Source organism: Paractinoplanes pyxinae (assembly GCF_026626335.1).
GTDB classification, from domain to species: domain Bacteria; phylum Actinomycetota; class Actinomycetes; order Mycobacteriales; family Micromonosporaceae; genus Actinoplanes; species Actinoplanes pyxinae.
Genome location: NZ_JAPNTZ010000008.1, coordinates 48,023 through 59,864, shown reverse-complemented (window position 1 = coordinate 59,864; position 11,842 = coordinate 48,023). Strand labels below are relative to the sequence as shown.

The following is an 11,842-nucleotide window of genomic DNA, read 5'->3' as shown; positions in this document are numbered from 1 at the left end:
GTCCGTCAGGCGAGGTAGCCGTTCTCCACAATGCGGGGAGCGGCTGCCTCGTACGGAGCCGGGTCTTCGGGGGCCAGGGTGCCGAGCGCGTCGACGTACCGGTTGAACATGCTGAACGCGGCCGCGATCAGCACCACGTCGTGGACCTCGGCGTCGGTGGCGCCGGCCTCGCGGGCCTGAGCGATCAGATCCGGGGTCACGTCGTGGCCGCTGTTACGCGTGGCGGCGGCAATCCGCAGCAGTGCCTTGAGCTTGTCCGAGATCGGGGCCGACGACGGGTCGGCGCGCACCTGCTCGACGAGCGGCCGGCCCTCGTCGAGCTGCGCGGCGGCGAAGGCGCCATGTGAATTGGTGCAGTAGCCGCAGTCGTTGAGACCCGACACGTACGACGCAATAAGCTCTCGCTCGCCGCGGCTCAAGGTGCTTGGGCCGCGCAGCAGCACCTCGGCCAACTCCATCAGCGGCCGCCCGGTTTCGGGCCGGTACCGGAGCAGCCCCCGGATCCCCGGATCGGCCGTCTCGTCCACGCCAAGATCGATGTACGCCACCACCCCATCCTGGCAGAGGCGGTAGGGTCAGGCGTGCCCGACCGACCGGAGATCGTCTGCATCTGTGGCTCCACCCGTTTCGCGGCGGAGATGGGCGCGGCGAACCATGAGCTGACCCTCGCCGGTGTCATCGTGCTCGCGCCGGGCGTCTTCTCCCGCGCTCCGGGTCACGAAGCCGACGCGCCGCTCACCGACGAGCAGAAGGCCGCGCTGGGCGCCCTGCACCTGAGCAAGATCGACCTGGCCGACCGGGTTCTGATCGTCAACCCGGGTGGGTACGTCGGCGAATCCACGAGCAAAGAGATCGCGTACGCCGAAGCCGCCGGCAAGCCGGTCTCCTACACCGATCCCGTGTGACGGACTTCGGGCAGCAGCTCGTCCAGGGAGCGGATCACGCCGTCCGAGGAGTGGGTGGCTGAGCGGTCGAGAGTGACGCCGTGGTAGCCGAGATCGCGAGCGGCGGCTACCAGCTCAGGGTCGTCGTTGATGAACAGGCAGGCCGACGGCGGCAGGGACAGCAGGCGGCTGCCCTCGGCGTACATGCGGGGGTCGGGCTTGCGGCAGCCGAGCACCTCGGAGATGGCGAAACCCTCGAAGTAGTGGGCGACGTCCAGGCCGGCGAACGTCGCCTCGAGGCCGGCCCAGTTGTCGGAGACGATGGACATCCGCAGGCCGGCCGCCCGCAGACGCTCCAGGGTGGGCCGGGCGTCGGGGTAGAGCTCGATGACCGGGCCGGCCGCCGGGGCCTCCAGCTCTTCCAGCAGGGCGGCCGACGGGTCGTCGATGCCGAGCTCCTTCAGCATCGTGCGGTGGTAGTCGGTCCGGTCGGCCGTCGAGGTGCCGGCGTCGAGGAACGTCTGGCCGGTCGTGATGGCGTACGGGAAAAGGTCTTGCCGCACGCCGGGGTGATGCGCGCGGACGATGGACTCGAAGTCGTAGCGGGGGTTCCAGCGGCCGCCGACCGGGCGGGTCAGCACACCACCGGCGTCGAACAGCACTCCACGGACGGTAGGCATCGGTGTCAGCCTATCCGTTAGGGTCGCCCGGTGACGTTCGCCCGGCGTGCCGCTGCTCTGCCCACGCGTGTGCGGGCGGTGCGCGAGCTGACGTCGCACATGCGCGAGATCGAGCTGGTCGGACCGGACGTTGCTCGCCTCCGTCTGCGACCCGGCGCCCATGTTGTGGCCCGGGTGCCGGACGGCGGCGGCTTTGCCCGCCGCGTGTATTCGATCTGGCGGCACGATCCGCGCTCGTCGCTGCTGGTGCTGCGCGTGGCCGTGCACGACGCCGGGGGACCGGGTTGCGCGTGGGCCCTCTCGGTCGCGGCCGACGATCGCCTGACCCTCGAACCGCCCCGCACCAAGATCACCGTGGACGAGTCGGCCCGGTTCCACGTGTTCATCGGCGACGAGACGGGTGCCGTGCCGCTGCTGGCCATGCGGGCCGCGCTGCACCGAGCCACTCGCGGCGCCGCCGTAGTCCACGGCGTCTTCGAGACCGCCGACCCGGGCGACGAGGTCCCCGACGTCGACGGCCTCCCGCCTATGCCCTGGGTACACCGCGGCCGTACGTCGGCCGTGGCGTCACGCGTTCTGCTGCGCGCCGTCCAAGACCTCGACCTGCCCGCCGGCCCCGGAGCCGCCTACCTGGCCGGCGAAAGCGACACGTGCCGCCTGGTCCAACGCCACCTGGTCGAACAACGAGGCTGGAACCGCCACGCCATCCGAGTCCAGCAACAGTGGGCCCCCAACCGCCCCGGCTTCGGCGCCGGCCGCGACGACTGACGGCGTGACGCGCGACCGGTCGAGGAGCGGCGGTTGGGGCTTCCTCGACCTGCTTCAGCCGTGAGGGTTGTCGTCGCAGCGTGGGTCGTGCCGGCGGCCGGCGGCCTCCCAGGCGTTGGTCGCGCGGCCGTCGGTGACCGCGACGACGGAGCCCCAGACGGCCTGGTCGGCGCAGCCCACGATGCCGGACTGGGCGATGCTCGCCTCGGGCTGCGTGGCGGCGCAGCCGGAGACGAGCATCGCGAGCGTGACCAAAGCTGGGGACCGCCTCATGCGGTCCAGTCAATCAGTCAGGACCGCCAGGTGTCGTTGACGGTCAGGGTGCAGGCGGAGCCAGTGTTCAGGGTTCGGTTGGCGCCGGATTCCCAGGCCACCGTGGAGCCGTTCTTCTTGACGTACTTGTATTCGATGGCGGTGTTGGCGGGCAGGTTCACCGTGCCGCGCCAGACCGGGTAAGTAGCCGACGACAGGGCCACGCCGCCGGTGGTGGTCCAGTTGCTCAGCTCGGCCCGGTTGCCCAGCACGAAGACGTTCTCGCCCCAGACGGTGGTGGCGTTGGCGGCGAACGTGACGGCCACCGTGGTGCAGCCGGTGGGCGGCGGGGTGGTGGGGCCGGTGCCGCTGCCGCGGGCGTTGATGTGCAGCGCCAGCATGCCGTTGGCCGGGACCGTGGCGGTGAATTGGCCGGAGGCGTTCACCGTGTACGACGTACCCGTGCAACTGCCGTTGGCGAAGTCGCCGTTGGCCACGTCGCAGTAGGTGCCCGCCGGCAGCGACGTGCTGAACGTGCGGTTCAGCGAGCCGCCCCGGTTGAACACCGCGTACGCGTTGGAGCCGCGGCCGAAACCGATCTGGTTGCCGCCGTTGGACCACCAGTTCGTCACGCCCGTGCCGGCCGCCGCGTTGTGGAAGGCGACCAGGTTGGCCGTCGTGCGCCACCGGTGCTCGCACGCCCAGCCGGACGAGCAGTTCACTGCGGTCGTCGTGCCGTTGGAGCTCGCGGGCGGCCCGGCGTCCGGGTTGCTGAAGGTGAACGACGACATCACCGACGGCGTGCCGTACGGGTAGGCCAGCATGAACGCCTCGGACAGCGCGTAGTTCGTGCCGTCCTTGTAGGTGAGTTTCGCCCGCCCGTTGCGCTGGGTGTCGTGGTTGTCGATGAACGCCACCGCGTCCCCGCCGGCCAGCAGCATCTGGCCCGGCAGGTTTTGCAGGTTCTGCAGGTTGCCGTCACGGAAGGCGTTGCCGACCACGTCGCCGTAGCGGAACTCGGTGACGTCGCCGATGCCGGTGTACTCGGTCGGGCTCGGCTCGCCGGCCCCACCCTCGATCGTCTCCTGGAAGACGTACGGGTTGCCGTTCAGCCGCGAGTAGATGTTCTGCAGATCGGCCACCGGAACGTGCTTGGCCGCGTCGACCCGGAAGCCGTCGACGCCGAGCGAAATCAAATCATTGAGATACGCGACCAGTTTGCCGCGCACGTACTCGGCTTCCGTCTTGAGGTCGCTCAGGTCGACCAGTTCACAATTCTGGATCTCCCACCGGTCGCCCCAATTGGCGATGTCGTCGTTGCCGTTGCGCCCGCAGTGGTGGAAGTCGTCGTTCCCGAAAGGCACGGCGGGGTACGAATAATGGCTGTACGTGGTTCCGGCCGAGCCCGTGCCGGTCGAGGCGCCGCCCGCCATGTGGTTGATCACCGCATCGACGTAGATCTTCACCCCGGCCGCGTGGCAGGTGCTCACCATGCTCGCGAACGCGGCCCGGTCGCCGCGGCGGGTCTGCAGTTTGTAGCTGACCGGCTGGTAGTCCTGCCACCACGGGTAGCCCGCGCCCGGCAGCACGACGTGCTCCTGCGGCGGCGACACCTGCACGCCCCCGAAGCCCTTCGGCCCGAGCACATTCGTGCATTCGGAGGCGATCGACGCCCACGGCCATTCGAAGAGGTGCACGATCACGTCCCGGGCGCCCGGGTTCGCGTCCGGCTTGGCGTCGGCCTGTTCGGGCCGGCCGATCACGACGACCGCGGTCACCGCGGCCAGCAACGCTGCTATCAGCGGTGCGGCGAGTCTTTTCATCGGTTTCTCCTTACTTCAGGTACGGGCCTGCGGGCCCGACCTGGCCGGGGGCGGGGTTACCGGGGAGGGTGAGGACGTACGCACGCAGGTTGCCTTTGCCGCCGGCCGAGGCGGCGAGGGTGCCGTTGGTGACGGTCTTGACATCGCCGGTGACGGCGTCGGTGTAGGCGCCGTTGGGAATGCCGGTGAAGGTGGCGCTGCCGGAAATGGTGACGAGAACGAAACTGTCGGTTCCGCCATTGGTGTAGCGGCGCTTGAAGGCCATGTTGCCGCTGACACCCTCGGTGGAATACTGGCCCATCTGCAGGGCCGGAATGGCGCGCCGGATCTGGTTGAGCCGCTGCACATGCTTCACGAGCGGCTTGGCCAGCGTGGTGGCCACCGCGCCGCTCGCGCTGCTGACGACGCCGTAATCGGCGGCCGTCACCGAGCCGGCGATCTGGTCGCCGTAATAGGCGCGACCCGTGGTCGCCAGCGGACAGGTGGGCCCGCAGTCGATGGGCTGGCCCGCCTGGAACTCGATCTCGGAGCCGTAGTACAGCGTGGGGATGCCGCGGAACGTCCACATCAGCGCCATGTTCTCGGCCCAGGCGTCGGTGCCGCCGTCATAGCGTACGGAGGATTTGTTGGGCCCGTAGTCGTGCGAATCCACATAGACCGCGTTCCAGGTCGCGTCGTTCACCGAGTCGTCGGTGTCCTTGCCGTTGTGGAACGCGTTGGACGCCTCGCCGAAGTTCATGTGCATGCGCATGTCGATGACGTTCATGCCGCTGAACTGGCTGCGGTCGGGTGCGTGATAGCTGTTGCCGTTCAGGAACGCGTTGGTCGAGGTCGGCTGCCCGGCCGGGCCCTGGGTGTTCTCGTAGTTGTACTGCTCGAGCGCGGCCTGGGTGTCCTCGGCGCTGTAGTCGCGCCGTTCTTTCCACGTGAAGAACTGCGCGGAGTGGTTGACCGAGCCGCGGTTCCACTTGTCGTGCACGAAGGCGGCCACCTCGCCGAACACGTAGAAGTCGTTCGCCTTCTGCGCGCCGTATTTCTGGGTCAGCTTCTGCTTGATGGCGGGCAGGAAGCGCCGGTTCCAGGTGACCCGCGGGATGTGCACGGCGGTGTCGATGCGGAAGCCGTCGACGCCCATCTCGATGTAGCGGTTGTAGACGTCGATCAGGTATTGCTGCACCGTCGCGTTCTCGGTGTTGAAGTCGGCCAGGTCCTCGTGGAGCCAGCAGGAACGGGCGTCCTCGCCCTCCCAGTTGCCGATCCAGCACTGGTGATACAGGCTCGCCGGGAACATGCCGCTGGTCGGCGACGGCCATTGGCAGTTGTGCACTGTGTAGCCCTCGGCGCTTTTCTGGCCGGTCGGCGTCCCCCAGTTGCGGCAGGTGTTGCCGGCCGGTTCGCTGGTGCTCCACAGGTCGCCGTTGTAGGTGCGGCCGGCCGCGTTCTCGTCCAGCGGGTCGTACTGTTTGCCCTCGACCTTGGTGCTGTAGAAGGCGTCCCACTGGCCGTCCTGGGCGCCCCAGACCTTCGGGACGAACAAGCCTTTGGCACCCCAGCGGGAACTGTGGTTGTAGACGACGTCCTGAAAGATCTTGATGCCCTTGGCGTGCGCCTGGTCGATCAGATCCTGATAGCCGGCGCCGGGGGACTCGAGGCGCGTGTCGACGCGGTGGAAGTCCCAGCCGTGATAGCCGTGGAAGTCGTAGTCCGAGCGGTTCAGCACGACCGGGGTGATCCACAGGGCCGAGAAGCCGAGGCCCTTGATGTAGTCGAGCTTGTCGATCAGGCCCTTGAAGTCGCCGCGGAACATCGGGTCGTTGTTGGCCGCGTTGCCGGACTTCACATTCTGGCTGCCGCCGCGGTTGTTGCTGCTGTCCCCGTCGGCGAACCGGGCGGTCATGACGAAGTAGATGCTCTCCTTGCGCGGGTCGCCGCCGAGCATCTGCCCGCTCGTCACGGCCGGGTTATTACCAGGCGGCGGCGTGGTGGGTGGTTGTGTGTTCGTGCACGGATCGACGGAAGAAACCGCGCCGCCGCTGATGGCCACCGTCCCGACGCCGGTGCTGTAGTTGCGGCCCGAGTTGTTGTCCCAGGTGCCGGCGCCGTTGTTGAAGGTGATCTGCAGTCCGGCGGCCGAGCCGGTGTCCAGGTCCTTGCGGTACCAGCCGGTGCAGGCTGCATCCATGGGAAGGCCGGGCACGGACGTCCACGATCCGCCGGTCGGCGCGTAGTGGATGTTCACCGTCGACCAGGCCGGCGGCGGCTTGTAGTAGACGGTCGCGGTGGTGGCCGCGACGGCTGCGACCGGCACCAGCGCGAGGCTGAGGGGGACGGCGAGAAGCCATCGGGGTGGGGGCACGGGTTCCTCCAACGACCTGGGGTTTCAACGACAGGTTTCGCTGCATGGGAACCGCGGCACCTCTACCACCAGGGACGAATCCGGTGACGAGGACGTAATCCCGCGTTCACATTGGAACGGACCATAGCAAGCGCTTGCAGGGGGTGGAAGGGCTTGCAGAGATTTACGTTCTTAACTCGGTCCGATCGTGCAACCGGGTCTGTCCCTGATCCGACCGGTGCCGGACGGCGGAGTGCTCGTAGCGTGGTGGGTGGCAGCCCCGGAGGTGCCGCATGGATGATCAGTCCCGGTCCAGTCTGCTCACAGCGGAGAAGCCCGGGCCGGTTCGGCCGCTGCTCGCGGTCCACGTGCTCGGCCCGTACCTGGTGACTCTCGACGGCGTCCCGGCCGGCCTCTGGCACGGCGGGCGCAACGAGTCCCTGTTCGCGTACCTGCTCACCCACCGCAACCCGTGGCCGTCACGCGAGCGGCTGATGCACGTCTTCTGGCCCGGCTCCACGCAGGAGGCGGCGCGCAACAGCCTGAACGTCGCCCTGCACGGCGTGCGGCGTGCGCTGCGCACGGTCACCGACCGGCCGATCATCGTCTTCGGCGGCAACCGCTACGGCCTCGACCGCGACGTGGACCTGTGGCTCGACGTCGACGAGTTCGACCGGCACCTGCACCAGGCCCGCCGGCTGCATCTGGCCGGCCGGGCGGAGGCGGCGATCCGCGAGTTCGAGATGGCGGACGGGCTCTACCGAGGCGATTTTCTGGCCGACAGCCCGTACGAGGAATGGCCTGTGCTTCTTCGCGAGCAGTTGCGCCTGGCCCACGTCGACGCCTTGGACGATCTCAGCGCACTGTCGTTCGACGCCGAGCGGTACGCCGCCGCCGCGAGCCTCTGCGCCCGCGTCATCGAGGGCGATCCCTGCCGGGAGGCCGCCCACCGGCGGCTGATGCACTGCCACAGCCGGCAGGGGCAGCCGCACCTGGCCCTGCTGCAGCACCGGGCCTGCGTCGCCGCACTCTCGCGGGACCTCGGTGTCGAGCCGAGCCCGGAGACGCAGGATCTCTACCACCGCATCCGGCGGCACGAACCGGTCTGAGCTGGAAACCTAGTCCCAGAGGATGCCGTGCTCGCCGAGCCAGGTGCGCTCGGTCTCGGTGAGGCCGGCGTTCGGCGCCTCGTTGCGGCCGCCCACGTGCAGCACCCGGTCGTCGCCCGGCAGCAGGACGACCCGCTCGAAGCGGGGCGGCCACCGTAGCAGCAGGCGCCGCCCGCAACTGGGGCAGTTCCACTCCTCGGAGCCGGACTCGCCCGATTTGACCACAATCATCTCGTGTGGACCCACTGTCGTCTCCTGGTCACTCGGCGGGGCCCCCGAGTCCCGGGAGTGGTGTCATTCCCGCCGGAAACCGCCCCAAAACTCCGGCCGTGTGCCAGTCGCTTAACCGTGACCGCCGCCGCGGCTAAGTCGCCGGACCATGCCGCTTAAGCGCCCGTTGCGAGAGTCGCCCGGTAAGGCAAGCGGGCAGCAAGGCCACGAGGAGGCTCCCCGATGACCACGACCACCAAAGACGAGATCACCGTAAGCTCCGGCACCGTAGCGCCGGTCGCGCCCCCCGACGACGTGCGGGAGAAGGCCGGGACGACGGGCGAGGATCTGCTCTCCCGCTTCCGGGCGAGCATGGAGAGCCGGCTCGACCGCCGGCAGGCCGCGCTGCGCGGCGGCGGCGCCGAACTGGGCGAGCCCACGGTCGGGCCGTACGTGGCCTTCGACCTGTATGCGTTCACCCCGATTCAGTTCGGTGGCCCACCGCCGTACCAGCCCAGCAAGATCATCGCCGGCGGCGAGTGGGCCGTCATCTACGCGGTGATGTTCGTCAACCCGACGATCGACATCGTCAACGGGTTCGCCGTGCCGCCGACCGTGCAGCTGAGCGGGCGTCGCTGGCGGGTCAGCATGGACCAGATCAACCTGACCAACGTGACCGACGGCCCCGACGACTTCCGGCAGGACCGGTTCTCGTCGCCGGCGCCCCCGTTCACGCTTCTCGAGTTCTGGTTCCAGGCGGCGTACCCCGGTCGCAAGCCGGCGCTGTTCGAGGCCAACCTGTCGGCCGACATCCTCAACTTCGGTCAGCCGTACGCGGCGTTCGCCAGCACCATCGTCGACGCCGACACCGGCCGGGTCCAGGAGAACATTCCGCTGCGGTACCTCGTCTACCCGAAGTAACCACCATCCAGCCGCCCGGCGCCCGCACCCGCGGACGCCGGGCGACCGGCCGAAGAGGGGGAGGATTCCATGAGCCGGGAAGTCGATCTCCGCACTCCGGTCGCGGAGCCGGACGAGCAGCGGCTGCGGACGCTGGCCCGTACGGTGTCGGAAGCGTTGCCCGGGGAGCAGACCGCACGCGTCGCGGCGCTCGACCGGATGACCGGCAACGCGGCGCGCGTCGAGCTGGCCAGCGGCGAGCCGGAACAGGGCAACTACGCCGCCCGCGCGCTCGCGCATCTGCGGTCGGTCGGGCCGCTGCTGGGGCTGACGCCGGTGCTGCCGGCCGAGTTCGTGCCCGACCCGGTCGTGCAGACCACCAGCGCCGGCGCCCACACCGTCCATCTGCGGCAGCAGCACCAGGGCATCCCGGTCTTCCAGGCCGCCCAGGCGGTGGTCTTCGACCCGTCGGGCGCGCTGGCCTCGACCGCGGGCAGCAGCGTCACCATCGACGAGTCGCTGATCGCCGAGCCGCGGGTGCGTGTGGAGGACGCGGTGCTGGCGGCCGCCCGGCACGTCGCCCGGCCCGATCCCGACGAGCTGGGCAAGTACGACCAGTTCCAGCAGCCGTTCGACCCACCCGCGGTCGACGTCGGCGACTTCACGCCGCGCGTCTCGACGGTTCTGGCCGGGGCCCAGGACCGTACGACCGTGCTCGACCCCGGCCCGTTCGCCGAGCCGATCACGGCCGGCCTGGTCTGGTTCCCGCTGGCTCCCGGCGACACCCGGCTCAGCTGGCGGATCAACGTCACGCTGCCCGACCACGTGCAGAGCTACGTCGTGGTGGTCGACGCCGGCGACGCGACAGTGCTCTACGCCCACCAGACCGTGCTGTCGATCGCCGGCGACGTCTTCCTGATCGACGGCGGCCGTGAGCGGGAACGGATTCCCTTCCCGCGGGCACTGAGCGACTACGACCTCGCCTCCCCGCCCGGCCTGCCGGACGGCTTCCCCGACCCGTGGCTGCCGGGCGACGCGACGACGGGCAACAACGTGGTGGCGCACGTGGGCGACGCGGAGCCACCGGTTCGCGGCGGCCCGGACGGCGTCTTCGCCCCTGACCCGAAAAGCGCCGAGCAGCGGGTGGTCAACGCGTTCGCGCTCGCCTCGTCGGCCCACGACTTCTTCTACCTGCTCGGCTTCACCGAGGCCGAGGGCAACTTCCAGCGCGACAGCCTCGGCCGCGGCGGGGCCGGCACCGATCCCGTCGAGGCCCGGGTGTACCCGCACAGCGTCCCCGGCACGGCCACGATGCTCACCCCCGTCGACGGCACCAGCCCGGTGCTGCGGCTCGGCCTGGTCACCACCACCGACCGGCACACGGCGCTGGACGCGTCGGTCGTCTTCCACGAGTTCGCCCACGGCGTGACCAACCGGCTGGTCGGCGGCGGCCTCGACACGCACGCGCTGGACGAGCCGCAGAGCGCCGGCATGGGCGAGGGCTGGAGCGACTACTTCGCCTGCGTGCACACCGGAACCGACGTCGTCGCCGCCTGGGTGGTCGACCGGCCGGGCGGCATCCGCGGCCACCGCTACGACGACAAGCACCCGGGCCACTTCGGCCGCCTGGGCATCGAGTACCGGGAGGTGCACGAGGTCGGTGAGGTCTGGTGCGCCACGCTGATGGAGATGACCCGGCGGCTCGGCTCGCCGCAGCTGGCGCTGACCCTGGTGATGGACGCGCTCAAGCTGTCCCGCCCCAACCCCGGCTTCCTCGACATGCGCGACGCGATCCTGACCGCTCTGAGGAACCTGCTGACAGGCGACCGGCGGGCCGAGGCCGAGCAGGCGGTGTGGGCCGCGTTCGCCCGCTTCGGCATGGGCCCGGGCGCCCGGTCGCTGGGCGCGCGCTTGCAAGGCATCCAGGCCGATTTCAGTACGCCGGTCGTGGGCGCACCGGAGCCGCCGGCCGCACAGGCAGCCCCGGCCACCGCGCCGATCTATCTGGTGACCGTGCTCCTGGACGCCGACGGCGAGGTGCGGGAGCACCACGTGGCCCAGGCCGACGGCCGCGAACCGGCCCAACCCGACGGTGGTCGCCAGGTGCAGTACTTCGTCGAGACCACCGAGCCGGTCGTGGCGGCCGGTCCGCCACCGGGCGACCTGAGCCTCGAAATACTCAACCTGACGTTCGCCCCGACCGGCTCTCCGTCCACCTCGTCCCCCTGGTCCTCCGGGGATGATTTCGACGACGAGGACGAGCCGGGCCGGCTGACCGCCACGATCAGCTTCGCCCTGACCGGCGCCGGCGCCGACCAGGCCCGGGGCGCCGGCTACATAGCGCACGTGGTCGCCACCTCGGCCGACTCGCTGGACACCCGGGTCGTCGCCACCGCCGTGGGCCACCTGCCCCCGGACAGCTCCGGCGGCGAGGCCACCTTGGAGTTCGCCGCACCCCCACCGGGCCGCTACCACCTGCTCGGCGGCGTGATCCTGACCCCGTACGAAATCCTCGCCGTCGAATCCGGCCCGTCCCTGCGGGTGGTGAGCTGACCGCCCTCGACCCGCGCCGCCACGGTGAGTCTGAGCACCGGGCCGGCGCGGGCCTCCCGCCGTACGGCCGGAAGCGCCTCCCCGGTGAGCCAGCTTCCCGCCTCGACGAGCGCCGCGCCGTAGTGCGACGCACGAAGCCGGTGCCGCAGCCGCAGCACCCGGCCCGCGGGCTCGTACTGGGCGACGACGTCCTCCGCGTCGGCCAGAATGCCGCCGATCTGCCCCGGCTCCAGGTCGGCGACGACCTCGACCTCCGCGTCCCACTCCATGGATCGAGTGTCGGCCGGTCGCCGGGGGACGGACGACAAGTCCGGACGATCCCGGAGGC

At 70.0% G+C, this 11,842-nt stretch carries 12 protein-coding genes; 5 read left to right on the top strand and 7 right to left on the bottom strand.

All coding sequences use genetic code 11. The annotated features are described in order from the left end of the window. Positions 1-5: 5 nt before the first annotated feature. A complete protein-coding gene (locus tag OWR29_RS22970; protein ID WP_267565211.1) occupies positions 6-548 on the bottom strand; it encodes a carboxymuconolactone decarboxylase family protein in 543 nt (180 codons plus the stop codon). Between the two features lie 33 nt (positions 549-581). Between OWR29_RS22970 and OWR29_RS22965 the strand changes: the two genes are divergently transcribed. Further along, positions 582-905, top strand: a complete 324-nt coding sequence (locus OWR29_RS22965) for a hypothetical protein (RefSeq protein ID WP_267565210.1) — start codon at positions 582-584, stop codon at positions 903-905. On the opposite strand, the gene OWR29_RS22960 is transcribed toward OWR29_RS22965, so the two are convergent. After that, the gene (locus tag OWR29_RS22960; RefSeq protein WP_267565208.1) at positions 887-1,564 is read right to left on the bottom strand and encodes an HAD family hydrolase; all 678 of its coding nucleotides are present in this window, start codon (positions 1,562-1,564) and stop codon (positions 887-889) included. The genes OWR29_RS22965 and OWR29_RS22960 overlap by 19 nt on opposite strands. A 30-nt stretch (positions 1,565-1,594) precedes the next feature. On the opposite strand from OWR29_RS22960, the gene OWR29_RS22955 reads away from it, so the two are divergent. Beyond that, positions 1,595-2,332 carry a siderophore-interacting protein gene (locus OWR29_RS22955; protein ID WP_267565207.1) on the top strand — a complete coding sequence of 246 codons (738 nt, stop codon included), beginning with the start codon at positions 1,595-1,597 and terminating at the stop codon, positions 2,330-2,332. Between the two features lie 54 nt (positions 2,333-2,386). On the opposite strand, the gene OWR29_RS22950 is transcribed toward OWR29_RS22955, so the two are convergent. From OWR29_RS22950 to OWR29_RS22940, 3 genes are read right to left on the bottom strand one after another with little or no spacing between them, the layout of a single operon-like run. Next, positions 2,387-2,605 carry a hypothetical protein gene (locus OWR29_RS22950; protein WP_267565205.1) on the bottom strand — a complete coding sequence of 73 codons (219 nt, stop codon included), beginning with the start codon at positions 2,603-2,605 and terminating at the stop codon, positions 2,387-2,389. Between the two features lie 17 nt (positions 2,606-2,622). Continuing rightward, a complete protein-coding gene (locus tag OWR29_RS22945; protein WP_267565204.1) occupies positions 2,623-4,407 on the bottom strand; it encodes a carbohydrate-binding module family 20 domain-containing protein in 1,785 nt (594 codons plus the stop codon). A gap of 10 nt (positions 4,408-4,417) precedes the next feature. Continuing rightward, the gene (locus OWR29_RS22940; RefSeq protein ID WP_267565203.1) at positions 4,418-6,715 is read right to left on the bottom strand and encodes an alpha-amylase family glycosyl hydrolase; all 2,298 of its coding nucleotides are present in this window, start codon (positions 6,713-6,715) and stop codon (positions 4,418-4,420) included. Positions 6,716-7,035: 320 nt separating this feature from the next. Between OWR29_RS22940 and OWR29_RS22935 the strand changes: the two genes are divergently transcribed. Continuing rightward, complete coding sequence (locus OWR29_RS22935) at positions 7,036-7,851, top strand: AfsR/SARP family transcriptional regulator (RefSeq protein ID WP_267565202.1); 816 nt, start codon at positions 7,036-7,038, stop codon at positions 7,849-7,851. A 9-nt stretch (positions 7,852-7,860) separates the two neighbouring features. On the opposite strand, the gene OWR29_RS22930 is transcribed toward OWR29_RS22935, so the two are convergent. After that, entirely contained in the window at positions 7,861-8,082 is a 222-nt protein-coding gene (locus OWR29_RS22930; RefSeq protein WP_267565201.1) for a hypothetical protein, read from the bottom strand. Between the two features lie 222 nt (positions 8,083-8,304). Between OWR29_RS22930 and OWR29_RS22925 the strand changes: the two genes are divergently transcribed. Beyond that, positions 8,305-8,982 (top strand): hypothetical protein, encoded by a 678-nt coding sequence (locus OWR29_RS22925; RefSeq protein WP_267565200.1) that lies wholly within the window; start codon positions 8,305-8,307, stop codon positions 8,980-8,982. Between the two features lie 69 nt (positions 8,983-9,051). After that, positions 9,052-11,514, top strand: coding sequence for a M36 family metallopeptidase (locus tag OWR29_RS22920; protein WP_267565199.1), 2,463 nt, complete (start codon positions 9,052-9,054; stop codon positions 11,512-11,514). Here OWR29_RS22920 and OWR29_RS22915 read toward each other — a convergent pair. Beyond that, positions 11,430-11,783, bottom strand: coding sequence for a hypothetical protein (locus OWR29_RS22915; protein ID WP_267565198.1), 354 nt, complete (start codon positions 11,781-11,783; stop codon positions 11,430-11,432). The genes OWR29_RS22920 and OWR29_RS22915 overlap by 85 nt on opposite strands. Between the last annotated feature and the right edge of the window lie 59 nt (positions 11,784-11,842).

Bases quoted from the DNA above. Each gene is read 5' to 3' on its own strand.
- OWR29_RS22960 (WP_267565208.1), bottom strand. From the start codon at position 1,564: ATGCCTACCGTCCGTGGAGTGCTGTTCGACGCCGGTGGTGTGCTGACC.
- OWR29_RS22950 (WP_267565205.1), bottom strand. From the start codon at position 2,605: ATGAGGCGGTCCCCAGCTTTGGTCACGCTCGCGATGCTCGTCTCCGGC.
- OWR29_RS22945 (WP_267565204.1), bottom strand. From the start codon at position 4,407: ATGAAAAGACTCGCCGCACCGCTGATAGCAGCGTTGCTGGCCGCGGTG.
- OWR29_RS22935 (WP_267565202.1), top strand. From the start codon at position 7,036: ATGGATGATCAGTCCCGGTCCAGTCTGCTCACAGCGGAGAAGCCCGGG.
- OWR29_RS22930 (WP_267565201.1), bottom strand. From the start codon at position 8,082: ATGATTGTGGTCAAATCGGGCGAGTCCGGCTCCGAGGAGTGGAACTGC.
- OWR29_RS22925 (WP_267565200.1), top strand. From the start codon at position 8,305: ATGACCACGACCACCAAAGACGAGATCACCGTAAGCTCCGGCACCGTA.
- OWR29_RS22920 (WP_267565199.1), top strand. From the start codon at position 9,052: ATGAGCCGGGAAGTCGATCTCCGCACTCCGGTCGCGGAGCCGGACGAG.
- OWR29_RS22915 (WP_267565198.1), bottom strand. From the start codon at position 11,783: ATGGAGTGGGACGCGGAGGTCGAGGTCGTCGCCGACCTGGAGCCGGGG.